27 protein-coding genes and 1 tRNA gene are annotated in these 22851 nt (G+C 69.2%); 13 read left to right on the top strand and 15 right to left on the bottom strand.

Annotated features, from left to right (window positions below):
- The first annotated feature begins 105 nt into the window (after nucleotides 1–105).
- Nucleotides 106–345 carry a hypothetical protein gene (locus ASG23_RS13380; protein WP_235521096.1) on the top strand — a complete coding sequence of 80 codons (240 nt, stop codon included), beginning with the start codon at nucleotides 106–108 and terminating at the stop codon, nucleotides 343–345.
- A 20-nt stretch (nucleotides 346–365) separates the two neighbouring features.
- The gene (locus tag ASG23_RS13375) at nucleotides 366–1244 is read left to right on the top strand and encodes a F510_1955 family glycosylhydrolase (protein WP_235521094.1); all 879 of its coding nucleotides are present in this window, start codon (nucleotides 366–368) and stop codon (nucleotides 1242–1244) included.
- A gap of 139 nt (nucleotides 1245–1383) precedes the next feature.
- On the opposite strand, the gene ASG23_RS13370 is transcribed toward ASG23_RS13375, so the two are convergent.
- Nucleotides 1384–1905, bottom strand: coding sequence for a DUF2269 domain-containing protein (locus ASG23_RS13370; protein ID WP_235521092.1), 522 nt, complete (start codon nucleotides 1903–1905; stop codon nucleotides 1384–1386).
- Nucleotides 1896–2114, bottom strand: a complete 219-nt coding sequence (locus ASG23_RS19940; protein ID WP_157465657.1) for a hypothetical protein — start codon at nucleotides 2112–2114, stop codon at nucleotides 1896–1898. The genes ASG23_RS13370 and ASG23_RS19940 overlap by 10 nt, the downstream gene beginning before the upstream one ends.
- Before the next feature lie 80 nt (nucleotides 2115–2194).
- On the opposite strand from ASG23_RS19940, the gene ASG23_RS13365 reads away from it, so the two are divergent.
- Nucleotides 2195–2812, top strand: a complete 618-nt coding sequence (locus ASG23_RS13365; protein WP_056025727.1) for a TetR/AcrR family transcriptional regulator — start codon at nucleotides 2195–2197, stop codon at nucleotides 2810–2812.
- A 272-nt stretch (nucleotides 2813–3084) separates the two neighbouring features.
- On the opposite strand, the gene ASG23_RS13360 is transcribed toward ASG23_RS13365, so the two are convergent.
- The 4 genes from ASG23_RS13360 to ASG23_RS13345 form a co-directional block, all read right to left on the bottom strand.
- Complete coding sequence (locus tag ASG23_RS13360; protein ID WP_056025725.1) at nucleotides 3085–3309, bottom strand: heavy-metal-associated domain-containing protein; 225 nt, start codon at nucleotides 3307–3309, stop codon at nucleotides 3085–3087.
- 97 nt (nucleotides 3310–3406) lie between these two features.
- Nucleotides 3407–5857 (bottom strand): heavy metal translocating P-type ATPase, encoded by a 2451-nt coding sequence (locus ASG23_RS13355; protein ID WP_056025723.1) that lies wholly within the window; start codon nucleotides 5855–5857, stop codon nucleotides 3407–3409.
- A 261-nt stretch (nucleotides 5858–6118) separates the two neighbouring features.
- Nucleotides 6119–7228: a sensor histidine kinase gene (locus ASG23_RS13350; RefSeq protein ID WP_056025721.1), complete on the bottom strand. Its 1110-nt coding sequence runs from the start codon at nucleotides 7226–7228 to the stop codon at nucleotides 6119–6121.
- Nucleotides 7225–7950: a response regulator transcription factor gene (locus tag ASG23_RS13345; protein ID WP_157465656.1), complete on the bottom strand. Its 726-nt coding sequence runs from the start codon at nucleotides 7948–7950 to the stop codon at nucleotides 7225–7227. The genes ASG23_RS13350 and ASG23_RS13345 overlap by 4 nt, the downstream gene beginning before the upstream one ends.
- A gap of 150 nt (nucleotides 7951–8100) precedes the next feature.
- Between ASG23_RS13345 and ASG23_RS13340 the strand changes: the two genes are divergently transcribed.
- A complete protein-coding gene (locus ASG23_RS13340; RefSeq protein ID WP_157465655.1) occupies nucleotides 8101–8370 on the top strand; it encodes a glutaredoxin family protein in 270 nt (89 codons plus the stop codon).
- Between the two features lie 171 nt (nucleotides 8371–8541).
- Nucleotides 8542–9156: a DUF305 domain-containing protein gene (locus ASG23_RS13335; RefSeq protein ID WP_056025715.1), complete on the top strand. Its 615-nt coding sequence runs from the start codon at nucleotides 8542–8544 to the stop codon at nucleotides 9154–9156.
- A gap of 202 nt (nucleotides 9157–9358) precedes the next feature.
- On the opposite strand, the gene ASG23_RS13330 is transcribed toward ASG23_RS13335, so the two are convergent.
- The 7 genes from ASG23_RS13330 to ASG23_RS13300 all read right to left on the bottom strand — a co-directional run bounded on the left by ASG23_RS13330 (nucleotide 9359) and on the right by ASG23_RS13300 (nucleotide 14466).
- Nucleotides 9359–9880, bottom strand: coding sequence for a TrmH family RNA methyltransferase (locus ASG23_RS13330; RefSeq protein ID WP_056025713.1), 522 nt, complete (start codon nucleotides 9878–9880; stop codon nucleotides 9359–9361).
- A gap of 1005 nt (nucleotides 9881–10885) precedes the next feature.
- On the bottom strand, nucleotides 10886–11506 hold the full coding sequence (locus ASG23_RS13325) for a hypothetical protein (protein WP_056025710.1): 621 nt from the start codon (nucleotides 11504–11506) through the stop codon (nucleotides 10886–10888).
- A 116-nt stretch (nucleotides 11507–11622) separates the two neighbouring features.
- Nucleotides 11623–12048: a hypothetical protein gene (locus ASG23_RS13320; RefSeq protein ID WP_056025707.1), complete on the bottom strand. Its 426-nt coding sequence runs from the start codon at nucleotides 12046–12048 to the stop codon at nucleotides 11623–11625.
- A complete protein-coding gene (locus ASG23_RS13315; RefSeq protein ID WP_056025704.1) occupies nucleotides 12049–12657 on the bottom strand; it encodes a hypothetical protein in 609 nt (202 codons plus the stop codon). It abuts the gene before it with no gap.
- Between the two features lie 54 nt (nucleotides 12658–12711).
- A complete protein-coding gene (locus ASG23_RS13310; protein WP_157465654.1) occupies nucleotides 12712–13131 on the bottom strand; it encodes a hypothetical protein in 420 nt (139 codons plus the stop codon).
- Nucleotides 13132–13402: 271 nt separating this feature from the next.
- Nucleotides 13403–13780 (bottom strand): hypothetical protein, encoded by a 378-nt coding sequence (locus ASG23_RS13305; RefSeq protein WP_056025698.1) that lies wholly within the window; start codon nucleotides 13778–13780, stop codon nucleotides 13403–13405.
- Complete coding sequence (locus ASG23_RS13300; protein ID WP_157465653.1) at nucleotides 13780–14466, bottom strand: hypothetical protein; 687 nt, start codon at nucleotides 14464–14466, stop codon at nucleotides 13780–13782. The genes ASG23_RS13305 and ASG23_RS13300 overlap by 1 nt, the downstream gene beginning before the upstream one ends.
- A 337-nt stretch (nucleotides 14467–14803) precedes the next feature.
- Here ASG23_RS13300 and ASG23_RS19595 point away from each other — a divergent pair, with 337 nt between their 5' ends.
- From ASG23_RS19595 to ASG23_RS13280, 4 genes are all read left to right on the top strand, one after another.
- Nucleotides 14804–15082, top strand: a complete 279-nt coding sequence (locus tag ASG23_RS19595) for a helix-turn-helix domain-containing protein (RefSeq protein WP_200941600.1) — start codon at nucleotides 14804–14806, stop codon at nucleotides 15080–15082.
- A 244-nt stretch (nucleotides 15083–15326) separates the two neighbouring features.
- Entirely contained in the window at nucleotides 15327–15773 is a 447-nt protein-coding gene (locus ASG23_RS13290; RefSeq protein WP_157465652.1) for a hypothetical protein, read from the top strand.
- Between the two features lie 879 nt (nucleotides 15774–16652).
- Nucleotides 16653–17675: a hypothetical protein gene (locus ASG23_RS13285; protein ID WP_056025689.1), complete on the top strand. Its 1023-nt coding sequence runs from the start codon at nucleotides 16653–16655 to the stop codon at nucleotides 17673–17675.
- A gap of 170 nt (nucleotides 17676–17845) precedes the next feature.
- Entirely contained in the window at nucleotides 17846–19360 is a 1515-nt protein-coding gene (locus ASG23_RS13280) for a hypothetical protein (protein WP_157465651.1), read from the top strand.
- 82 nt (nucleotides 19361–19442) lie between these two features.
- Here ASG23_RS13280 and ASG23_RS13275 read toward each other — a convergent pair.
- Nucleotides 19443–19532, bottom strand: a tRNA-Ser gene (locus tag ASG23_RS13275).
- A gap of 70 nt (nucleotides 19533–19602) precedes the next feature.
- Here ASG23_RS13275 and ASG23_RS13270 point away from each other — a divergent pair.
- The gene (locus ASG23_RS13270) at nucleotides 19603–20454 is read left to right on the top strand and encodes an NAD-dependent protein deacetylase (protein ID WP_056025684.1); all 852 of its coding nucleotides are present in this window, start codon (nucleotides 19603–19605) and stop codon (nucleotides 20452–20454) included.
- Here ASG23_RS13270 and ASG23_RS13265 read toward each other — a convergent pair.
- Nucleotides 20442–20921, bottom strand: coding sequence for a nucleoside deaminase (locus tag ASG23_RS13265; RefSeq protein WP_235521088.1), 480 nt, complete (start codon nucleotides 20919–20921; stop codon nucleotides 20442–20444). The two genes, ASG23_RS13270 and ASG23_RS13265, sit on opposite strands and share 13 nt — an antisense overlap.
- A gap of 39 nt (nucleotides 20922–20960) precedes the next feature.
- Here ASG23_RS13265 and upp point away from each other — a divergent pair, with 39 nt between their 5' ends.
- From upp to ASG23_RS13250, 3 genes are all read left to right on the top strand, one after another.
- Nucleotides 20961–21596, top strand: coding sequence for a uracil phosphoribosyltransferase (upp, locus tag ASG23_RS13260; RefSeq protein WP_056025681.1), 636 nt, complete (start codon nucleotides 20961–20963; stop codon nucleotides 21594–21596).
- Between the two features lie 198 nt (nucleotides 21597–21794).
- Nucleotides 21795–22061: a hypothetical protein gene (locus ASG23_RS13255; protein ID WP_157465650.1), complete on the top strand. Its 267-nt coding sequence runs from the start codon at nucleotides 21795–21797 to the stop codon at nucleotides 22059–22061.
- A gap of 69 nt (nucleotides 22062–22130) precedes the next feature.
- Nucleotides 22131–22796: an SDR family oxidoreductase gene (locus ASG23_RS13250; RefSeq protein WP_056026311.1), complete on the top strand. Its 666-nt coding sequence runs from the start codon at nucleotides 22131–22133 to the stop codon at nucleotides 22794–22796.
- Nucleotides 22797–22851 lie beyond the last annotated feature (55 nt).

Here is a 22851-nt window from a genome sequence, read left to right as displayed (position 1 = left end):
CCGGGCTTGACCGCGTGCTCCCTCTGTGTGGGCGAGACACTCGGTGACACCGATCCCGCCAGCGGTGGCCAGCTCGGGCGCCTGCGACGACTCGAAGCACGCGGGGTGACCCGCTTGACGCTGTCGGAGTGTCTTGACGAGTGCAACCGCGGCGACGTCCTCGTCGTTCGACCTGCATCAGGTCGCAGGCGAGATGCACGGCCGGTCTGGCTCGAGAGGATCGCCGGCGACGAGCTGACGCAGGAACTGGAGAACTGGCTCACCGACGGCGGGCCGGGGCGTGCGCCGACTCCCGAGTCGTTCGATCCGCACATCATCGACAGGTCCAACCGGACCCCGTCCTAGCCCCCGTTCGGACAACTGCGATGCCCCTCACCCTTGCACCTCACCGCGCACGCCGCGCCGCTTCATGCGTCGCGCTGCTGGCGCTGGTTCTGGCCGGCTGCTCGGCGCCCGCAAACACCGACAGCTCCCGGGACCACGGCACCGCGGGGGCTGCGCCCGGGCAGGGGCTTCCCAGCGAGCATGTGCACGGCGTCGCCTTCAACGCCGCCGACGACAAGGTGTACCTCGCTACCCACGACGGCCTGTTCCGCTACGACCAAAGCGGACCCGTGCGCGTCGGCCCGGTGATCGATTTGATGGGCTTCACCGCAGCGGGACCAAACCACTTCTACTCCTCGGGCCACCCCGGGCCTGGGGTGAAGATGGCGAACCCTGTCGGACTGATTGAGTCCACCGACGCCGGCCAGACATGGTCGACCCTCTCGCGCGAAGGGCAGAGCGACTTCCACACGCTGACCGCATCCCAAGCGGGAGTGGTCGGCTACGACGGAACGGCGGTTCTGAGCACCGCCGACGGGCAGAGCTGGACCACTCTGGAACCACCGGTCGACACGTTCGCCCTGGCTGTTTCACCTGACGGGTCGACACTGCTCGCCACGAGCCAGGCCGGGCCTGCACTCTCCCCTGACGGCGGCGCCACGTGGAGCGTTGACCCGCAAGCGCCGCTGCTGCAGCTCGCGTTCTTCTCCGACGACCGGTCGGTGGTCGGAGTCGCACCCGACGGGAGTGTCTTTCTCAGTACCGACGGCGGCGCGACCTGGGATCAACGGGGAACCGTCGGCCACGCGCCCCAGGCTGTCACCGCGCGCGCACAGCCGAACGGTGAGCTCGAGATCCTCGTCGTCATCGAGTCGGCCATCCTGCGATCCACGGACAGTGGCATCACGTTCACCGAGTGACGCCTCACCCAGACGGTCACCATCCCATCCAGAACCACGGTCGCGTGATGAACTTGCCTTCCCTCTTGGCAGTCGACGGGACCCTGTGCGCGCGGCGCCCGAGGTAGCCGGCCCCGCCTAGGAGCTCGACCGGAGGAGCTCAGGCGGAGCGCGCGCGCTGCTGCAGCCGCCATCCCCGCGCGGTCAGGCCCCTGGGTTTGAACACGGACAGCACCGTGGCGCCCAGCAGCATGAGCAGGGCGAGGACGACGTGCAACAGCGGAGACGGCGAGCGCAGCAGGTCTGCGTCCTGGCCGGAGGCGGCCGCCGCGACGTCGGCCAGCCCGGCAAGCGTCTGCGTGTACAGGACCAGTACGACGGTGGCGGCCACCGTGATCGCGAGCTTGGTGACCACCCAGTAGTGGCGGGTCAGTCCCCACACCGTCCCCAAGGACTGCACGACGCCGGTGACCAGGGAGGCCACGGCCAGCGGCACCAGCACCGTCCACGCCAAAGCGTCCATCGCCACGTACATCGCACGCGCCGTCGTCTCGTCCGGTGTGGTGAGGGCTACCAGAGACAGGCCCAGAAACGTCAGCACTGCGCCGGTCCAGCCGACCGAGCAGCTGATGTGCAGGCATAGCGCTGCCTTGCGCACGCCCGGCGACATGGTCACCGCCATGCACCAACCGCCACCGCCGGCGCGGGCTGCACACCTTGCGAGCTATGGCGCTGCGGTCCGTGCTCGCCGCCGGACAACAAGGCGGCGATGACAAGCACGAGTGCAACTACGCCGACCACGGCGAGGATCTTGACCCACGTGGGCGTCGGGGGACGCTGGCGCACACCAGCAGAGTCGGTGGGGGTTGCCGGGTCGGGCGTGACGTCCATGGTGTGTCTCCTCGATCGCTGTTTGCGATACACAGTGTCACAGAGGCGACGCAGTGTCACGTTGTTGGTACTGTGCAGCAATGCCTGCGCTCTGGCGAGACTCCATCGACGCCCACCGCCAAGCGGTGCGCGACTCCGTGCTCGACGCCTCCGGTGCGATTCTTGAAGAGACGGGCATGACCGGCTTGACGATGTCCGCGGTAGCAGAGCGCGCTGGGATTGGGCGGGCCGCGCTCTACCGGTACTTCTCGGACAGTCGCCAGATCGTGCTCGCCTGGCATGAGCGCCAGGTTCGAACGCACCTCGACCAGCTGCTCGAGGTGCGTGCAGGTGCTGGGGGCACAGACCGCGCGGTGCGAGACGTGCTGGAGGCGTACGCCGGCCTGTCGTCAGCGCATGACATCGGGGAGTCAGCGGCCACGCTGCACACGGGCGAGCATATGGAGGGCGCCCAGCGCGAGCTCCATTTGCTCCTGCGGGACCTTCTCGCCGACGGGGTTCGTCATGGCCAGGTGCGCGGTGACATCAACGTCGACGACCTCGCCACCTACTGTGCGCACGCCCTGGGCGCGGCATCCCACATGACGTCACCCGACGCGCCCCGGACGGTGACCGCTCTCGTTCTGGACGCCTTGCGGCCGGGCAGTTCGACAGCGATGCCGCCGAACAAGGCTGGGCACCTGCACGAGCACCACTGAATGGCTGGAACGGTCGAGCAAGACGTCCACGCCGCGCGCGGGCGAGTGTGTCCCCATATGAATGCCGTGCGGCGGCCATGTGGTCGCGCCCATCTCGACCTGGCGGTACCTGATGGCGCTGACGTTGTGGGTCGGCCGTGCCCGTGGGGCACACCGCCGGTCGGCTCGCCGGACGTGGCCCGCGCGAGAGCCGTGAATGGTCTCGAAGGGGCGCCGCAGTCGCGCCTGCGAGGGCACCGCGCCGCTGACCCGGCGAGCCGACCGGCGAGCGATCAGGCGGAAGGGCCGGTGAGGACGTACCCGGCCTCGTCGACCGCGGCGCGGACGTCGTCGACATCGATCTCACCGTCGCTGGCCACGGTGACCTTCGATTCGCCCCCGTTGACGAGTTCGACAGTTACGTCCTTCACGCCGGCGACCTTGCCCACTTCCTCGGTGACCGCCGCGACGCAGTGTCCGCAGGTCATTCCGGTGACGCCGTAGGTCGTGGTGCTCATCTCGACTCCTTCTCTTGCTCGGGGCGCCGACCGGTTGGTCGACGCCGGGTAGCGGCGGGTCGCCGCACGGTTGGACAACTTTTGAGGAAGCGAACAGTCATCGGTCGCTGTGTGCTGCCGGAGTTGCGGCCGTTGGTTCGACACTCGGTGATGCAGGCAGCACAGACGTGGTGGCCTCGACCGGTGTCGGTAGGTGCAGGCGCTTCAGGAGCAGGGCGTTGACGGCGACGATCACCGAGGAGCCGGACATGGCCAGTGCGGCGATCTCCGGGCTCAGGGACAGGCCGAGCGAGGGGTAGAACACGCCGGCGGCGATCGGCAGTGCGATGGCGTTGTAGCCGATCGCCCACCCGAGGTTCTGGCGCATCTTGCGTACTGTCCCCCGGCCAACACGCAGGGCGATGGGAACGTCGAGCGGGTCGGAACGCATCAGGACGACGTCGGCCGTCTCGATGGCGACGTCCGTACCTGCACCGATCGCGATGCCGAGGTCGGCGGTCGCGAGTGCGGGAGCATCGTTGACGCCGTCACCGACCATGGCCACGCGTCGACCCGCACTCTGCAGCTCGGAGATCTTCGCTGCCTTGTCGCCGGGCAGCACCTCCGCGATCACGGTGTCGATGCCGAGCTGGTCCGCGATGCGGCGTGCTGTGTCTTCGTTGTCGCCCGTGAGCATGACCACCTGCGCCCCGGAGTCGTGCAGCGCTGCGACGGCGGCGGCCGCCGTCGGGCGCGGCTCGTCGGCGAGGGCGAAGACCGCGACGGCTCGACCGTCCACCGCGACCAGCACGGCTGTGCGCCCACCGGCGGCCAGCCGGGCACGCGCGGCGTCCAGTGTCCCGAGCGAGACGTCTTCGGAGGTCATGAGCCGGCGGTTGCCCACCAGGATCCGCTTCCCGCCGACCAGGGCGGTGGCGCCATGACCGGGCACGTTGCGGAAGTCGGACGCCGATGCCTCAACGGCGCCCTGCGCGGCCGCGTACGCCGAGATGGCCTTCGCCAGGGGGTGCTCGGACTCGCGTTCGATCGCTCGCACGGCGGTCATCAGGTCCGTGCGGTCGATGCCGCCGACCACAACGTCAGTCACCTGTGGCTGGCCGGCGGTGAGCGTGCCGGTCTTGTCGAGTACCACCGTGTCGATGCTCGCCGCGCTCTCGAGCGCGGAGGCGCTCTTGAACAAGATGCCCCGCTTCGCGCCAAGCCCAGTGCCCACCATGATCGCCGTCGGCGTGGCAAGCCCCAACGCGTCCGGGCAGGTGATCACGACAACGGTGATCGCGAAGAGCATCGCCGTGGGCACGCTGGCACCCGCAAGGATCCAAACCGTGAACGTCAGGGCGCCGCCGGCGAGTGCGACGAGGACGAGCCACGACGCGGCTCGGTCCGCGAGGCGCTGGCCCGGAGCCTTGGAGTTCTGCGCCTGCTGGACTAGGGCCACGACCTGGGCCAACGCCGTGTCGGCGCCAACCTTGGTCGCGCGGGCCCGCAAGGTCCCGGTGGTATTGATCGAGGCGCCGATGAGCTCGTCACCGGCGGCCTTGGCCACCGGCAGGCTCTCACCGGTCACCATCGACTCGTCCACCTCGGACTCGCCGGACTCCACCACCGCGTCGACAGGGATCTTGGCGCCGGGGCGCACGAGGACCAGGTCCCCGACGTGCACGTCCGAGGTCGGCAACTCGACCTCGACTCCGTCGCGCAGCACCACGGCGGTCGCCGGCGCGAGCTCGAGCAGCGTGCGGACCGCGTCGTTTGCTCCACCACGTGCGCGCATCTCGACCCAGTGGCCGAGCAAGACGAAGGTCGCCAGGACGCTCGCTGCTTCGTAGAAGACCTCACCGCCGCCGGAGAGCGTCACGGCCAGGCTGTAGAGCCATCCGGTTCCGACCCCGACGGCGACCAGGACCATCATGTCGAGGGTCCTGGCGCGCAGGGCACGGTAGGCGCCATCGAAGAAGATCCAGGCCGAGTAGAAAATGACGGGCAGCGAGAGGATCAAGGCGAAGACGTCGTCGCGCAGGCCGAACGGTGCGGGTGCCGTGAAGCCGATGATCTCGCGACCGATCGGCGACCACAGGGTGATCGGCACCGAGAGCACGAGGGCCACGAGGAACCTGTTACGCATGTCTTTGGCCATCGCAGCGATGGAACCGTCGCCGTGGTGGCCGCCGTGTCCCATCGCATCGTGAGGTGACGGAGCAGCGGCCGGGGCGGTGACGTGTTCGGCGTGCTGATCGTGTGCCACTGCCGTCCCGCCGTGTCCGGCGTGCGCATGCGGCGCATCGAGGTCGGACGCTTGGCCCATCGGCTCGCAGATGTGATCAGGGACGGACTCTCCGTTGCAGTGGTACCCGCAGTCGCGGACCCAGCCAGCGAGCTGCGCGACAGATGTCAGGTCGTCGTCGAACGTCACCGTGGCGGTTTGGGCGGCGGCGTTCGCGTCGACCGCCAGCACTCCGGGTCGCCGCTCCAGCGCCCGCTCGACCACTGGCGCGGACGTCGCCCAGTGAAGTCCACCCACCTCGAGGACTGTCGTCTGATTGGACATGGCCAGATCCCTTCGGTCACCCGGTTCGGTTACCCGTCGGAGCCGTCCATCGGACCCTGGTGCAACTCTACGGCGGGATACCCCTAGGGGGTATATCCACGCTAACGCCGGTGAGTCGTCGTGTAGTCCCTCGGACGATGAAGATTCGATGAAGGGGTCGCACCCCAGCCCTGTTCTACGTCGATCTCGCGTCTGCTCGCGATGCCCGCTCGGCGCTGGCCCCCGGCACTCGTCGTCTCCTAGCCGCCACAGATGCGAGTGTCACGCGGTCGGCAGGGTCACGGTGAACGTGGCGCCTTGGCCCGGTCCGGCGCTGGATGCTGAGATGGTTCCTCCGTGCGCTTCGACGAGCGCCTTGCTGATGGCGAGCCCGATCCCGGAGCCTCCGCTCGCTCGGTCGCGGGCCGTTCCCGCACGGTAGAACCGGTCGAAGACGTGGGCGAGGTCCTCTGCACCGATGCCCTCGCCTGTGTCCGAGACGACGAGGCTGACCTGCTGCCGGTCGGCTCGCGTTGCACGGACGAGGACCGCACCACCGGTTGGGGTGTGCCGCAGGGCGTTGGTCAACAGGTTGTCCAGCACCTGCGCGATGCGATGACGGTCGGCAAGCACCTCGGGAAGCCCTGGCGCCGCCGAGCCGGTGAGATCTACGCCCCTGGCTGCGGCGCGTTCGCGCGCGGCGTGCAGCGCGGCCTCGACGATCTCACCAGGGGGCACGGGTGCGGTGTCGAGCACGACATCGCCCGCCTCGGCGTGGGTCAAGGCCGCTAAGTCGTGCGCCAGCCGTGTGAGCCGGTCACCCTGTTCGCGCAGGACTGCGGTGGTCGTCGCGTCGAGGGGCTGAACCCCATCCTCGATGGCCTCGAGGTAACCGGTGATCGTCGCGACGGGCGTTCGGACCTCATGGGCCAGATCCGCGAGCAGCCTTCCCCGCAGGCGTTGCGCGTCCTCGAGGCGGTCAGCGAGCCGGTTGAACGACTCGGCCAGCTGGTCGAACTCCGCTCCGAGGCCAGGAGCGGGGACTCGGACGTCGTAGTGGCCGTCACCGAGCGACGTCGCGGCAGTGGAGACCGCGGACAACGATCCGCCGATTCGCCGCGTCAGCACGATGCTCACGACGGCGGACGCGATGGCCGCTGCAACGAGGGCCAGTGCGAACGCCACGGCGGACGACGACCGGAAGGCCTCCTCCACATGCAGGTCGGCCAGCTCGTGGTCGGCCACGCCGGCTCGATGAAGATGATCGTGGAAGACGGCCGGGCCAACGACGGCAACCACCGCCCCCGCAGTCGCAGCGGCCGTGGCCAGCACGATGCCGATGGCGACGAGCAGCCGCGACGCCAGACCGAGCTGCCGCCTCGGTCTCGTCACGTGCCCGTGCCGATCCGGTAGCCGATGCCGCGGACCGTCCGGACATATCTCTGCTCGCGGGCGGTGTCACCGAGCTTCTGCCGCACGTGCAGGACATGCACGTCGACCAGGTGGTCATCGCCGACCCACCCAGGTCCCCACACGGCGTCGATGAGTGCGCGCCGAGACAGCACCGAGCCGGGACGGGAGGCTAGGGCAGCGAGGATGTCGAACTCGGTGCGCGTCAGGTCGATTCGGCGTCCGCCGACGTGCGTCTCTCGGGCCTCGACGTCGACCGTGAGCGCGCCAACCTCCAGGGCGGGCGAGGCCGGCGGCGATGCGTGTGACGGTGCTCGCCGGGGACGCCGCATCAGAACGCCGACCCGCGCCATGAGCTCTCGCGGACTGAACGGCTTGGTGATGTAGTCGTCGGCGCCGACCGAGAGACCGATCAGCGTGTCGACCTCCTCCGCACGCGCGGTCAGCATCACGACGTAGCAGTCGGAGAAGGTGCGCAGCTGACGGCACACCTCGACGCCGTCGATGCCCGGGAGGCCGAGATCGAGGATCACGACGTCGGGATCGACCTCCCGGAGCAGCTCGACAGCGCTCGAACCGTCATGGCACAACGAGACCGCGAAACCGTCGCGCTCCAGGTAGCCGGCAACCAGCCGCGCCAGGGCGACCTCGTCGTCCACCACGACGGCCCGGAGTGCCTCGACCTGCGGTGCCGTGGGTGTCATAGCCTCCATCCTCCGTGACGTCGGTGGGTCGGCAGGACGCCTTCATCAAACCTTGATCGAACCGCGAGCGGTCATGCGAGGCCGAGGGTTGAGGCTGACGGGGTGAGTCAAGGCCAACGCTTTCCGGTGTCGGGGTCGGCACGGCCGCACGTGCGGATCACAGTCGTCGAGACGTCGCCGTGTGACCTGTGTGAGGACGCCGACGCCGTCCTCGCCGAGCTCGCCAAGGACCATCCGATCAGCGTCGAGGTGGTGGACGCGCAGTCCGAGGTCGGGCGGGATCTTGTCGCACGGCACCGCCCACCTCAGGCGCCTCTCGTCCTGGTCGACGGTGAGTATTTCTCCGCCGGACGGCTGCCCCGACGCAAGCTCGAACGCACCCTCACCGCGCGGCACTCCACCGTGCAGACCGCAGGTTGATCGGCCCCCTGTGTGAGCAGCCACAGCCACCACCCACCCCGCCAGTCCGCCAAGTTGACGGCATGTCCTGCTACCGCTGTACGACGCCGTCCCGGAACCTCACGCGCGTCACCATCTGCGCACCCGTGGGAATCGCCCCGTCCGATCACCGACATCTACAGGAGTTGAACCATGACCACGCTTCGCCGACGTCTGGCCGCCGCAGCAGCCGCCACAACGCTCGCTCTGGCACTGGCGGCCTGCTCGGGCGACCCGTCGACCGACGACGCCTCGGCAGCCGCCGGTGACTCGACCGCGTCTGCCGACGCAGAGGTGGCAACGCACAACGCGGCCGACACCGAGTTCGCGCAGATGATGATCGTCCACCACCAGGGGGCAATCGAGATGGCCGACCTCGCCGTCAGCCAGGGCACCCACCCCGAGGTCAAGGCATTCGGCGAACAGATCTCCGCCGCCCAGCAGCCTGAGATCGACCAGATGACGGAGTGGCTTCAGACCTGGGGCGAGTCGGCGCAGGGTGCGATGGGCGGCATGGACCACGGTGGCATGGAGATGGACGGAATGGACCAAGAGGGCGCGATGGCTGAGCTCGAGTCGCTGTCGGGCACGGAGTTTGACCAGCGTTTCCTGGAGCTCATGATCGCCCACCACAAGGGCGCGATCGAGATGTCCGAACAGGAGCTCGCGGACGGCGAGAACGCGGAGGCGCGGGCCTTGGCCCGCACGATCATCGACGCGCAGAACGCCGAGATCACCGAGATGACTAACCTGCGCAGCGACCTTTGACCGAGCCTCGGAGGCTGTGCCTGACACGGCGCGTGGAGGCACACGCACGCCGCAGTCCTGGAGAACCGTGACGGGGACGCTGCCCACTACGGCCCGGCGCTCAGCGTCGACGGACGTGGACGCCTGGTCTCCGCAGGCGATCTACCGCCGTGCTGCTGCGCGTTGGCGAAGCGAGGCGCACGTCGGTGCAACCTGCTCACGCCTAGAGCAACCCGGCCAAGCGGTACAACACCAGCGAACCCGCGACCGCGACGTTCAAGCTTGCGCCGGTCCCGATCATGGGGATCTCGACCGCCAGGTCGAGCAGGTCGAGTGCTTCGGGTGGGATGCCGGTCTGCTCGTGCCCAAGGACCATGACGGTGCGCTGACGTGCAGCTGGGAGGTCGCCGAGTCGGATCGACTCCTCGGCGAGTTCGACGCCGAGGATGGTTGAGTTCCGCGCACGTTGCTGCTCGAGCCAGCGAGTCGGGTTGCCGGTCCAGTGCACACAGGCCGGATGGCGCAAGGTGTTGCCGCGTCCGAGCGCTTCGGGCACCCAGGGCAGCCGGGGAACGGCGAGGCACGCGCCGACGGCATCGCAGGTCCGCAGCAGGGTGCCAAGGTTGACGCCGTGCAGTGGCCACAGCGGCGCGGCGATCAGGTGATCCCAGCAGGAGTGCGGGCGCCGGCGGCGTTCGCGGCGGAGATCCTTCGCGGTGCGGACGCGCACCTGGGGGCCGCTCACGGCGCAATGAGGGCGTGCGCTCCAAACTCAGCATTCATGTTGAGCGCGCTTGGCGGCGCGCGCGGGCCATCATCGGGGACGCCAGTGTCTCACCCGCATTGGTAGGGATCCAAGGCTTAGCGGCTCCACGTCTTCGAAAGTTTGTTCGATACTCTTCCCATGAGTGGTGGTCGGGATCCGCGTTTCGTGGCGAACCGGGAGGTTCCAGCGGATCCGCCGCTGCGCCCTCAGGGCGACGTGCCCGTGATCGTGCGGGTGGTGTGGTCGGACGGTTCTGACGAGTGGCGGCCGGCTCGGGCCGTGAGATGGACATCCACACACGTCATGGTGGCGTGGCGCGATTCACCGACTGATCCCTACTCGGAACGCCACGAATGGCTGCGTGCAGGCGACGTCGCCCGATCCGTCAGCTGGCTTGTTCAGCCGCGCCCACTTGTTCATCCAAGCCCTCGCGATTGATCTGCCGGCCACCCAGCTAGCGGGTCAGTCCCGATGGCGCGTGCTCGAGCCTCGGTCGCCGCATGAGCGACGGATGATGGCGGCAAAGAAGGCCCCCGCCGCGCCAAAGTGCACTGGGGAGTTCGCTGCAGCGGAGAACCGCGACGATGGAGCACGTGCACCTGTCGCCCTATCCGAGCCGTCTGTGGTCGCACAGCAGCGGGGGTTGTGACTACCACCGCACGGCGGCGGGCCAGGTTCGGTCGTGCTTGCTGCGAAGCTGGCGATCGTGATCCAGCCCTCGCGCTCCGCGCGAGCGATCCGCTGCTGGAGTCGGCGGACGTCACGCTTGGTTCCCCCCGGGATCATGAAGAGCGCGGGGTAGATCACAAGCTTCCGACCCCGAACGAGACCGGCCGCGCCCGCGGGAGGCACGGCGGGCGAACGCCGGTAGCGACAAGTCACGGGATGCCCTCGTCGACGAGGCTTAAGGTCCGGCTCGCCCGCACTCTTTCGGCGTCGTCGATGCGCCTCACCCCCGCGTCCGGGGATGCCGCTGCTCTGCGCTTAGGGGTCGCTTCGACGGTCACGCACGCCCCTCTCTGGCGCCGGTCGGCTGTTCACGTGCCACGCAAGGTTGAACAGCGAGGGGTTCGGACCGGGTGAGACGTCGTGGTGAGCCGACCATGCATGTTCGGACGCCGACTTGGACGTGAAGCGTGCGCCGAACCACACGATGGGCGCCGGAGCCGTTGTGGGGGCTCCCAGTCGATGCGCGAGCTCGTTCTCGATCGCGAGGACGACGGGCAGGGATCGCACAAGTGCGGTGGCCTCGGCGCGGGGCGCACGGGCGATGACGAGCAGCGAGGTCGGCAGGGGATCGTCTGCGATCTCGTGGTCCACGTACCACTCGATCAGCCACTGCTGGGCTGTGCGCTCGAGGAAGAGGAGCACGTTCGCCAGGTGCGGCGTGGTCATCGTTCCAATCGGGTGAACCAGCCCCGCGACGTCGACCCAGAACTCGTCCTGATCCAGGACACGCCCGTCCGTCAGGTCCGAGGTCACCGCGGCGTTGTCAGGACGCTGCATGTAACCGTGCCGGTCATGCTCGGGTGGTTCACCGCGAACGGCGACGCCATCGACATGGAGGACGACCTCCCCGCCGTCCATCGCGAGTGCCTCGGACACCGCAGGAAGGCACTCACCGAAACGTTCCGCGCCCACCGGAGCGGGCAGCGGTCGGGCCGTGATCTCCCATCGCCCGAGAGCCGCTGCCCACCGGACGTCGGCCCGTACCTCGCCAGTCACGAGGCAGCACCGCCCGTCCGGATGCCGTGGTCGTGAAGGTTGACGGATTCATCCCACGGCCAGGGAGGGCAGGCTTCATCGGCCACCGCCGCACGAGGATCGATCCCCGATGCCCCTCCCTGGGTTCCTGGACTCATCCGTCGCGCGTCGGCGATCCCGCGGAACCACCCTCGGCGGAACTCGAGGAGGCCCATGACCTTGAGGACGACGAACGCTGCTAGCCACAGCCCGGGCGCGATGACCGTCAAGAAGTCGGAACCGGTCTGCCACAGTCGTGCGAGCTGGGCGAGGCACACGGCAGCGACGATGCCGACGTCTGCCCACCAGACCAGGAACCTGCGCCGGATAGCCCAGGAGCCGTCGCGCGCGCGCGAGCCCCCGTCGGTTGCCATCGTGTCCGGCTCGGAGCGTGTCTTTGCCATCTACTTCGCCTCCCGGCAGCATCCGTCGCAGTGGTGCCGTGCTAGCTCCGCGACGTCGAGGTCGGCGTCGTTGCGACGCAGGTGGGCCAGGGCATCCGTGTCGGGGTGGTGCACCCCGTGCTGGCAGATCCGCTCGAGCAATCCGACATCCGCGCGCCACGCCATCGGCGCCATGCGCAGGGGATGGCCGGAGGGTCGGTGGATTGGGCACGGTTCGGGGCCGGCGCACGAGGCGCGCCCGTGGGTCCGCAGCACACCGCCGGGCACCTTGATGAACTCCTGGACGGTCATCGGTGGCGCACCGGCTCGGGTCAGGATCGTTCGACGCAGGTGTAGCCACTCGGACGTACGCCACATCCCGGTCGTGGAACCAACCTGGTCGAGCAGGTCCAGCACCTCCTGCGCGCTCCCACCACGATCGCGCAACGCGAGTGCGGCGCGCTCGAGCTCGTCGACGTCAGATCCCAACGGGTCGACCCCGTGGGCGGCGCACCAGACCAGCCAGCCCTCGCCGGCAGCGAGCAGCCGCGCCTGCAGTTGGTCGAGCTGCGCCGACCAGTCGCCGTTCAGGGAGTGTTCGCCGCGGCTGACGGTCGTGTCGTCATCCATCGAGAACTCGCCGTCGCAGTGCTACCGATGCCACCGGGTAGCGGCTTGCGTGCGTCATCGCAGGGCCGGGTCGATCAGGGCGGTGCCGCACCGGGGGCAGTAGCGGCCGCCGAGGTCATGGGTGCATGTCCGACGGCGCAGGAAGGAGCGGATCGCGGCCACGATGGAGGTCAGGGCACGGTCGTAGTCCGGGGCGCCGATGTAGAGGTCGTCGATCGTTCCGGACGCCACCAGGATGACCTTGGTGCCCTGCGGTGCACCCCACGGGGTCAGCAACGGGTCGTCGTCCGGAGCGAGCAGGATCTCGTAGGCCTCCCAGCGCTCCCTCATCGAGAACGCCCGCCCATCCACCGTGCCGACGATCACCCACGGGGCGAACAACCCGACTTCCGTGGCTTCGACGCCGAGGCGTTCGGCGGCTGCGGCCAATGCTGCGCGGTGCTGCGCCACGACCGGGGCGAGGCTCTCACGCACGTCGGCCAACGATGCTCTCGCGTTCGCCCACCGTTGTGCCCGCTCATCCTTGGTGAGCTGGCACACGCACCGCTGCCCGTCGTGCACGTCGGAGCCTGGGCGGGGGTGGCATCCGCACTCACACTCGGCTGCTGCGTCCAGGTCGTGTGCGTCCCCTGGCATCATCTCGAGCAACGCTCGGCGCTCGGCGACGCGCGCGGCGCGACCCTGATCACCGTGGACCGTCGCTGCGTCCTCGGGTTCAGAGACGGGGGGCTGTTGGGCGTCGTCGTCAGTCATGGTGGACCTGTTCCCCAGTGAGGCGTACTGCATCAGGGCACGCAGTGATGGTGCGCACCGGGGTTGTTCGGCGGACCGTCACGGTTGCGTCCACCGCGAGCGGCTCCAGGGTCAGGTACATGTCGGCCCCGACCGCGATGCCCGCGACCAGGCCCCACTCGGGATCGCGGTGCTCGACGGCCAGCACCCGCAGGGCGGCGCCATCGCGACGCAGATCAGCAAAGCGCAGATCCGGTCCTGGCTGCCCGCCGCCGCTGACCCGAGTGACGGTCACGGGACCGTCCAGGTCGCGCGAGTCCAGCAGGTGCTGGGCACCGGACCCAGTCACGACGAGCCACCGGCCCGGGCTGGTGAAGGGATCGACGCTCATCATTGGTCCACCGACGACTCGGGGTCGCTGCCTGCCGTCGGCGGCCGAGGCTCCGTCGGCGGGCGGAGCAGGTTGTCGACGACGGCGGAGAACGCGTTGGCATCGAACCGGCCACGCCGCCATGCCGACCAATACCCAGCCTGCACGTGCGCCAACCGATAGTTCAGCTCGCAGTACGCACCCCAGTCGATCATCACTGCACGGGCTTCACCGCGTTCGGTGAGCACGACCCGGGTTCCGGAGCGAACCGCGTCCACGAGGTCGGTGAAGTCCGCGCTGGCACGGTCGACATCCACGAACATCTCCGTCGGCGCCGTCCTCGGTGCGTCGTGGTCAGCGGGCTCGGCTGACTCTTCGGGGGCGTGCGTGGTCGCTGCGCCGTCGATCTCGGCGATGACGCGAAGTGACCGTTCGAGCCCGTCCCTGACGGCACGCAACCCTCTCTTGGGACCGACGTCCATCGAGCCGACCATGAAACGGACAGGTCCGTGGAGAAGCAGTGGTGCTGCTGTTGCTGGGCTCGGACGATCGCCACGCCCAAACCGCAGGCCGAGCATGAACAGTCTCGCCACCGTCGCCGGGTCGAGGTCCTCGGCCGGCTCACCCGGCATGAACAGTTGCACCTTCGACCCGGGAGGCAGTTCGACCGACGTCGGCACATCCACGTGAGCCTCGGGCGTACTCATCGGGCACCACCTCGCCAGAGCGACACGAACGTGACTGATAGTCCGGGGACTAATAGTACGCACAAAGCCAGGACACGTCGATGCCATGCCCGCGGTGACCTACGCACGACCAGCCGGTCAGCAACGACGTGGATTAGCCAGTCGACGCAGGGCAGGGCCACCGTCCATGCGCCGACCCCGGTGCGCGTCGATGCATCGAAGCTCACGTCGTGTGGACTATCTGCCGTGGTGCTCGGGCACCGTGCTGTGGTGCTCTGGCGCGGTGGCCGATGACCGCGTCCACGGGACTGACGGAGGGGCCACCGCTCCCCCGCGTGCGCGATCCCGATCGTTGGAGTTGAAGCGGCGCCTCGCATTCGGGGCAACGCTCCGCCATCTGCGCACGGAGGCGGGTCTTTCCCAGGAGAACCTGGGACGTGCGGCCGGCCTGGAGCGCGCCTACGTCGGCCATCTCGAGAACGGGCGCCGCAACCTCTCGCTGCGCACCATGTGGCAGCTCGCCGACGCCCTCCATGTGACGCCCGACCAGTTCTTCCTCGCGAGCCTCAACACGCCGACGGGAGCCGCAGAGCGTCGCCGCCGCGCTACGAAGGGGGAGCCCTCGCAGCGGGACTGACCGGAACTTCGCCACAGTCGTGGCGGATGTGGGGCGGCCTTGCGACGTTCGGAGTTGCGGGGGCACTGCGCGGAATCCAGTTAGCACGGACGCGTGCTTGGTGGCTTCGAGCGTCTCCTCCGGACACTGGCGCCGCGGTTAACTGGCTCTACCTGATCACCTCTACCTATCTGAACCAGTCATCGGCGCGACACGCCCCAGACAACCGTGAGCGAATCCAGTCACGCGCGCTACAGTCGCACCCATGACAGATGGCTCAACGCACGAGCTCGCTGCGACGCTAGCCACGTTGGACGCACGTCTCGCTGATCTCGAGCGCCAGGTTCGGCTCACGCTCACCGCGCGCAACGCCTTGCGCGACCTGCTCGCCGCCATCCCGACAAGCACATCGCCGCCCGTCTCCGGGTTGCCAGCGACGGAGACGCTCGCGTCGCAGACGCGGACCGCGAGCGACGACGCCGACGAGACGACGCGCCCCTCGATGGTGAACCGCCTGACGCAGTTCATCGCCGACAGCGAGACCGGGATGACCTGGAAGGCTCGCGAACTCGCGACCGCGGTGTACGACACGGATCCAACCCCTGGTCAGGTCGAAGGCATCCGGACCTACGCGCGTCGCCTCGTCGACCGGGGCGCGCTCGTGAAGAACAGCAACGGTTCGTTCTCGAAGGTGGAGGTGACGAGCACCTAGCCGACCGTCGTGTGAGGAGCTGGCCCTACCGGTCCCGCACACAAGGCCGCCGACGCGAGCCCTACTCGCGCCGGCGGCAAAGCACTGGCCGCTAAACCTGTGCGCTGCTGACGGTACTCCGTGTTGCCGCGCGCGCGCAGGTTCGTCCCCGCGTGTCGCAACAACGGAGGTTCCCGCATGCCTACCCGCACACGCCGGCGTTCACGCCGCGCGCGAGTTCACACCGCACAAGTCTCCCCCGAGCTCGAGCGCAGGCTCGTCGATTACGTCCCGCACAACCTGGACGACCTTGCCTGGCGGCTCGCGCGCAACCCGGTCTTATGCCGAGTGCGCGAGTGCGAACCGCGACTGTGGAACACCGCGAAGAGCATGGTGACTGACTTGGTCAACTTCCTCGCGGTGACACCGACGTGGGACCGACGTTCGCCGCTCGACTTGGACGCCGTCCTCACCCCCGCGGCGATCGGCCTGTACTTCGAACTGCGTCCCAAGGCGCCGACGCGGCCGGCTGACGCACAGAACGCTCTGCTTCGGCTGATGCGCCGTCAACCGCCGCGGCCTTCGGCCACCCGAGCGCCAACCACGTCACAGATCGCGCATCGTGCAGGTCAGACGATTGACTCGCTTTCTGAACCGGTGCCAGACTCGGGGACCCCACCACGTGGGAGACCGCAGTCCGGTGCCGCACCCTCGTCCAGCGGACCCGAACTGCCCTGCTCCGCCGTTCTCTGGCGGCGCCTGGTACCCGCTGCACCTGAGGTTGGCGCGCCAATGCCCAACAATCCTTCCGATCGCGAATCGGCTGCCGCTCCTCGCGCGGCGAGGCCGCTCTCGGGGAAGGACGCGGTCAAGGAGGCGAAGCGGCGCCACGAGGCGGCCGTGTCTGCGCTGCGGGGCGCTGGCCCGGCGCCGCTGCCGCTCCTTCCGTTGGAGATGATCGACCGGATCGACCGGTACAAGCCCCAAGGCTCGGGCTTCGGAGCGGGCGTCTGGGCGCAGATCGGTCCGCTGTGCCGGCTCTTGACGAGGTACTACGCACCCGACAGCGACGCCGCACGGGTCAACGTGATGTGGCACCTGTCGCGGTACTTGCGGTGGGTCGCACGCCAACCGCACCGCACGGACCTGACGGCACCGCTTCGTCTTGATGAGCTCGACACGCCTGGCCTCCAGGAGCGCCACCGAGAGACCGCCGATGAACCGGGCGCGACGATGGATTCGCGACGGTCCATCGTCACCCGGGCGCTGCTGCACGCGAAGGGTGGACGACGCCCCGCCACCACGTACGAGCGCACCACGGCCGTCCCGCACACCGGCCTCGAGATCGGCCTGCTGGTGAAGTACGCCCACCAGCAGTCGACCCCCACGGGCCGCCGATCGATGTGCTTCATCGTGGGCCTCAGCGCCGGATCTGGACTCGACGCTCACGATCTGTCGCTGGTCCGCCGCCGACACCTGCGCACACGGCCGACGCCCAACGGTGGAGACGTCCTCACAGTCCTGGTCGTCGACACCGACGGCGAACGTCTCGTTGTCGTCGCGGACGTCATGCGGTCGACGGTCGAGCTCGCGATGGAGATGCACGACCAGGCCGGCAGGGGCGAGGACGCGTTCATCCTCGGCACCCCGACCGGCCGTGACGGGGTCGTCCAGAACTACATCGAGAAGGCCCGGACAGCCGACCCGCGCATCAGGCCGCCGGTCAGCTGCCGTCGGATGCGCAACACGTGGCTGCTCGCGGCCCTGGACGCCCGGATCCCGGTGCCCGAGCTGCTCGCCGCAGCCGGCCTCAAGTACGCCACCACGCTTCTTCGCTTGATGCCGTACAGCACGCCGCTGGACAAGGACTACGTGAACGAGCTGTTCGCCAGCATGGACCTCAAGTGGAGGCGATTCCCGTGATGAGTATCAACGGCAAGTTGTTCATGTGGGTGCTCGCGGTCGTGCGGGCCAGCGGGGTCATCCCGCTCCTGGAGGCGGTCCTCAAGCCCGACCCGCGACTTGGAGGCGCTCCGCGTCGGTTCGGGCTGGATGTGTGGCTGGCAGCTTTCGTCGTCGCCGTCATGTCAGGCATGGGCGCCTACGAGACTCGCGCCCTTCAGGTTCTCACCGAGGATCTACCGCGGTCCCTGCAGGTAGCGCTGGGGGTGCGACGTGAGCGGGCAGGCAGTGACGAGGACGCCGACATCATCACGATTCGACAGATCCGCGAACCACTGGCGCGTCTCGCGAAGAATCTCAATCAGAGTGACCCTGCATTGCCCGCGGCCGTCCGTGAACACCGCCGCCGCACCCTGCAGAAGCTCGCGTCCACGATGGCATCGGGGACGGTACCCGAGCTGTTTGGCTTCCTGGGTGTCTGGGCGCTCGACCACACACCGCTCCCTGCGTGGGCACGGCCTTGGGCGAAGTACAAGGACAACGACGGCAACGACCGGATCGTCTCCGCCGACCAGGAAGCAAGGTGGGGTCACGCCACACCGACGTTCCAGACGGGGAACAACCAATGGGTGTTCGGGTATCGCGCCAACACGTACACGATCGTGGGCGATGACGTTCCCGCGTTCATCGAGGCCGTCGAGGTCCGCCCGGCGAACGTCGGTGGTGCCGAACCCTCGGTACGCCTCGGACAGTGGCTCGCCAACCACCCTACGAACGTCGAGAACACGTTCACGAAGATCTACGCCGACCGTGAGTACCCCCACTCCCTGCCCGAGAACTGGCACCACCCGCTGCGCGCGCTGGGCGCCGAGCTGGTGTTCGACATCAACGAGCTCGACATGGGCATCGAGCACTACCGCGGGATGATGTTCATCAACGGCTACCCGTTCTGCCCGGGCCTTCCCGTGCACCTCCAGGTGGTCAACCGCCCAGACCGGCTCACTCAGGGCGAGCGGCCCGGCGACGACGATCCAGATGCTCAAGCGATGTGGGACAACGTGCGCAAGCAGCACGAGGAGCTCCGCAGCCTCACGGAGGCCCGGCGCCCCTACGAGCTCGTCCGGCTCAGCGGGAACGGCGCCGGCAAGGAGCGGTTCATGTGCCAGGCGTTGAAACACCACGCGGCGTGCCCCCTGCGCGCGTTCACGATGCAGTACCCAGACGTGGACAAGCTCACGATCGTCGAACCGCCCCCCGCGCACTTGCGCGTCGAGGAAGGAATCTGCTTCCGGAAGTCGATTACCGTGTACGACGACGTGTCCCCGAAGACACGTCAACGGCACCCGTGGTTGTCGGCCCCTTGGCTCAAGGACTACCGCAACCGCACCACCGTCGAGCGTAGCTACGCATCGGTGAAGAGCAGCGCGAACGAACGGGTCAGCCGAGGCTGGATCCAACTGCACGGCCTCGTCAACGTGACCTTCATGTTCGCGGTGAGCGCGATGTCGCAGAACCTCCGCCTCGCGATCAAGTACATCGCGGACCACCCCGACATCGCCGACCCGTGCGTCATCCTGCGCGGCCCAGCCGCATTCTTCGGCCACGAGGAGCTCAACGAGGCCGGCGAGATGGAGCTCTACGACAAGGCCGGCGCGATCGCGCTCTACAACAAGTTGGTCAACCCCGACCCCGACCCCACCGCTTAGCCCAAGCAAGACGAAACCCCCGCCGGGATGACCCGGCGGGGGTTTCGTAACCTGGGAGGCTCCAGTTTCGTAACCTCCACACTGGCGGTAGCGGTGGGATTTGAACCCACGGTGGACTTTCACCCACACACGCTTTCGAGGCGTGCTCCTTAGGCCGCTCGGACACGCTACCTCGGCGAGAAGGGTACCTGGTCGAGAGCCCGTCCCACGAATCCGCTGCCGGACCGTCGTACGGTGGAGCGATGGAGGCACGCCCGATGACCGCAGGCTCGCTGGCGGACGTCGTCGAGGTCCTCGCCGGCCACCGCCTCGCGGCGCTCACGGGCGCGGGGGTATCGACGGACTCCGGCATCCCCGACTACCGCGGCCCCGACTCACCGCCGCGCACGCCGATGACGTTCCAGCAGTTCACGTCCGACGAGGGCTTCCGCCGCCACTACTGGGCGCGCAACCACGTCGGCTGGCGGCACGTGCACCGCACGATGCCGAATGCGGGCCACCGTGCGCTGGCCGCCCTGGAGCGCCGCGGCGTGGTCACCGGCGTGATCACCCAGAACGTCGACCTGCTGCACGAGGCCGCAGGCTCCCGGCACGTCATCGACCTGCACGGCCGCTACGACCGGGTGCGGTGCCTGTCCTGCGGCATCGTGATCTCCCGCGCGGAGCTGGCCGACCGCCTCGACACGCTCAACCCCGGGTTCACCGCGGCGGTCGCGGACATCGAGATCGCCCCTGACGCCGACGCCGTCATCGAGCAGACCAGCCACTTCGTCGTCGCCGGGTGCAGCGCCTGCGGCGGGATGCTCAAGCCGGACATCGTCTACTTCGGTGAGAACGTGCCGCGTGAGCGTGTGGAGCGGGCGTACGCGATGGTCGACGCCGCCGACGCGCTGCTGGTCGCCGGGTCGTCCTTGACCGTCCAGTCGGGGCTACGGTTCGTGCGGCACGCCGCCCAGACGGGCAAGCCGGTGGTCGTCGTGAACCGGGGGGCCACCCGCGGCGACAAGTACGCGGCCATGACGCTGGACGCGGGGACGTCGGAGACGTTGACCGACCTGGCCGAGACGCTGCCGGCCGCTCGTCAGTCGCGCTGAGCCTCGAAGAACCGCTGCAGCAGCAACCCGCACTCCTCCGCGCGCACCCCGCCCACGACCTCGACCCGGTGGTTCAGCCGCCGGTCCCGCACGACGTCCCACTGTGACCCGCACGCCCCTGCCTTCGGGTCCCAGGCGCCGAGCACCAGGCGCGGGATGCGCGCGAGCACGGTGGCGCCGGCGCACATGAGGCACGGCTCCAGGGTCACGACGAGCGTGCAGTCGTCGAGCCGCCACCGGCCCAGGTTCTCTGACGCCGATCGCAGCGCGAGGATCTCCGCGTGACCGGTCGGGTCCGCACGCGCCTCGCGCACGTTGCGCCCCCGGCCGACGACCTCACCACCCGGGCCGATGACCACGGCGCCCACCGGCACGTCGGCGGTCAGCACGGCGCGGCGGGCCTCGTCGAGCGCGAGCCCCATCGCCCAGGCGTCGGCCACCTGCCACGGGCGGAGGAGGTCGGTCATGGAGGCATCATCGCGTACGGCGCCCGGTAGGTTGAGGCCATGCGCCTGCACGTCGCGGACCACCCCCTGGTCGCCCACAAGCTCACTGTCCTGCGTGACGAGAAGACCGCGTCGCCCACGTTCCGCCTCCTGGTCGACGAGCTGGTCACCCTGCTCGCCTACGAGGCGACCCGGCACGTCCACGTCGAGTCCGTCGACATCGTCACCCCGGTCACCGCGACGACGGGCGTCAAGCTGGCCGACCCGCGCCCGCTCGTCGTGCCCATCCTGCGCGCCGGCCTGGGCATGCTCGACGGGATGACGCGCCTGCTGCCCACGGCGGAGGTCGGCTTCCTGGGCATGCAGCGCGACGAGGAGACCCTCGAGGCCGTGACGTACGCGAACCGGCTCCCCGACGACCTGTCCGGCCGCCAGTGCTTCCTGCTCGATCCCATGCTGGCGACCGGCGGCACGCTGGTCGCCGCCATCGACTTCCTGCTGGCCCGCGGCGCCCGCGACGTCACCGCGGTCTGCCTGCTGGCCGCCCCCGAGGGCCTCGCGGTCGTCGAGCGGGCCGTCGGGGACCGGGCCGACGTGTCCGTCGTCGTCGCGGCCGTGGACGAGCGCCTCAACGACAAGGCGTACATCGTGCCGGGGCTCGGCGACGCGGGCGACCGGCTGTACGGGGTCGTCTGACCCGTCCCATCCCCTGGGACGTCCGCCAATCTCCCTTGGTGACGGCGCACCGGCGTGCGACAGTCGCCCTATGTCCACGTCTGCGCTGCGCCTCGCCGCCGCGTATCCGTGCGCGTGTCATCGGTCCTGATCCACCAGACCCTCGACCCTGTCCGCCGCCCGTCACCGGGTGCTGCGGACGCGCACACCGGAGACGTCATGGCAGTTCCCGCTCAGCTCCCCACCCCGCAGCCCGGGCTGCTCCTGTACGTGAGCCTGCCCGAGGGGACCCGACGCGCACCCGGCGACCTGGCCGAGGTCGCCGAGGTCCTGCGTGAGTTCGCCACCGAGATGCTGCCCGGGGCCGAGACGTACGCGGCGCTGTCCCTCGCCCCGGCGGGCTCCGACGACGTGCACCGACTCGGCGACCGCATGAGCCACCTGCGACTCCTCGACGTCCTCGCCGACCCGGGAGACGCCGGCTGAGGACCTGCCCGGGCCCGGCAGGCCGGCCTCCGCTCGCCGGTCCTCGTCGTCGTGCCTACCGTGGGTGTCATGCGCATCGCGATCGCTGGGGGGCACGGTCAGATCGCACGACACCTGTCCCGAGACCTGTCCGCGCGGGGTGACGTGCCCGTCGCCCTGGTGCGCCAGCTCGCGCACGTCGACGACGTCGTCTCCGACGGCGCCGAGGCGGTGGTCCTCGACCTCGAGCGTGCGAACGCGCGGGACGTGGCCGAGGCGATCGCCGGTGCTGACGCGGTCGTGTTCGCCGCAGGCGCCGGACCGGGCAGCGGCATCGCCCGCAAGGACACCGTGGACCGGGCCGCTGCCGCGCTGCTGGCCGACGGAGCCGAGCAGGCCGGGGTCCGGCGGTACGTGCTCGTCTCGTCGATGGGCGCGGACGCTCCCCCACCCCCCGGGACCGACGAGGTGTTCGCCGCCTACCTCGTCGCCAAGCGTGCCGCCGAGCTCGACCTGCGGACCCGCGACCTCGACTGGACGATCCTGCGCCCCGGTGGCCTCACCAACGACGCGGCCACCGGATCGGTCCAGCTCGACGGGTCCGTGCCGCGCGGTTCGGTCCCCCGGGCCGACGTCGCCGCGGTCCTCGTCGCCCTGCTGCACGAGCCGCGGACGGCGGGGCTGGTGCTCGAGGTGACCGACGGGATCGTGCCCACCGATGCGGCGGTCGCCGCCGTCACAGAAGTAGCGGACTGACCCGAGGCGACCGAGTTCCCAGGTACGCGCCTCCCAGCAGGAGGCTGTCACCGGT

Source organism: Cellulomonas sp. Leaf395 (assembly GCF_001424125.1).
In the GTDB taxonomy this organism is placed as follows: domain Bacteria; phylum Actinomycetota; class Actinomycetes; order Actinomycetales; family Cellulomonadaceae; genus Cellulomonas.
The sequence above is the reverse complement of the archived record's forward strand: the minus strand, read 5'-3'. Positions and strand labels throughout refer to the sequence as shown.

Coding starts and splice junctions, on each gene's coding strand:
- ASG23_RS19940 (WP_157465657.1), bottom strand. CDS start 2,114: ATGGACGTCACGCCCGACCCGGCAACCCCCACCGACTCTGCTGGTGTG.
- ASG23_RS13255 (WP_157465650.1), top strand. CDS start 21,795: ATGGCAGTTCCCGCTCAGCTCCCCACCCCGCAGCCCGGGCTGCTCCTG.
- ASG23_RS13375 (WP_235521094.1), top strand. CDS start 366: ATGCCCCTCACCCTTGCACCTCACCGCGCACGCCGCGCCGCTTCATGC.
- ASG23_RS13305 (WP_056025698.1), bottom strand. CDS start 13,780: ATGAGCGTCGATCCCTTCACCAGCCCGGGCCGGTGGCTCGTCGTGACT.
- ASG23_RS13335 (WP_056025715.1), top strand. CDS start 8,542: ATGACCACGCTTCGCCGACGTCTGGCCGCCGCAGCAGCCGCCACAACG.
- ASG23_RS13315 (WP_056025704.1), bottom strand. CDS start 12,657: ATGGATGACGACACGACCGTCAGCCGCGGCGAACACTCCCTGAACGGC.
- ASG23_RS13300 (WP_157465653.1), bottom strand. CDS start 14,466: ATGAGTACGCCCGAGGCTCACGTGGATGTGCCGACGTCGGTCGAACTG.
- upp (WP_056025681.1), top strand. CDS start 20,961: ATGCGCCTGCACGTCGCGGACCACCCCCTGGTCGCCCACAAGCTCACT.
- ASG23_RS13280 (WP_157465651.1), top strand. CDS start 17,846: ATGGGCGCCTACGAGACTCGCGCCCTTCAGGTTCTCACCGAGGATCTA.
- ASG23_RS13290 (WP_157465652.1), top strand. CDS start 15,327: ATGACAGATGGCTCAACGCACGAGCTCGCTGCGACGCTAGCCACGTTG.
- ASG23_RS13360 (WP_056025725.1), bottom strand. CDS start 3,309: ATGAGCACCACGACCTACGGCGTCACCGGAATGACCTGCGGACACTGC.
- ASG23_RS13250 (WP_056026311.1), top strand. CDS start 22,131: ATGCGCATCGCGATCGCTGGGGGGCACGGTCAGATCGCACGACACCTG.
- ASG23_RS13345 (WP_157465656.1), bottom strand. CDS start 7,950: ATGACACCCACGGCACCGCAGGTCGAGGCACTCCGGGCCGTCGTGGTG.
- ASG23_RS13265 (WP_235521088.1), bottom strand. CDS start 20,921: ATGACCGACCTCCTCCGCCCGTGGCAGGTGGCCGACGCCTGGGCGATG.
- ASG23_RS13370 (WP_235521092.1), bottom strand. CDS start 1,905: ATGGCGGTGACCATGTCGCCGGGCGTGCGCAAGGCAGCGCTATGCCTG.
- ASG23_RS13365 (WP_056025727.1), top strand. CDS start 2,195: ATGCCTGCGCTCTGGCGAGACTCCATCGACGCCCACCGCCAAGCGGTG.
- ASG23_RS13270 (WP_056025684.1), top strand. CDS start 19,603: ATGGAGGCACGCCCGATGACCGCAGGCTCGCTGGCGGACGTCGTCGAG.
- ASG23_RS13320 (WP_056025707.1), bottom strand. CDS start 12,048: ATGGCAAAGACACGCTCCGAGCCGGACACGATGGCAACCGACGGGGGC.
- ASG23_RS13355 (WP_056025723.1), bottom strand. CDS start 5,857: ATGTCCAATCAGACGACAGTCCTCGAGGTGGGTGGACTTCACTGGGCG.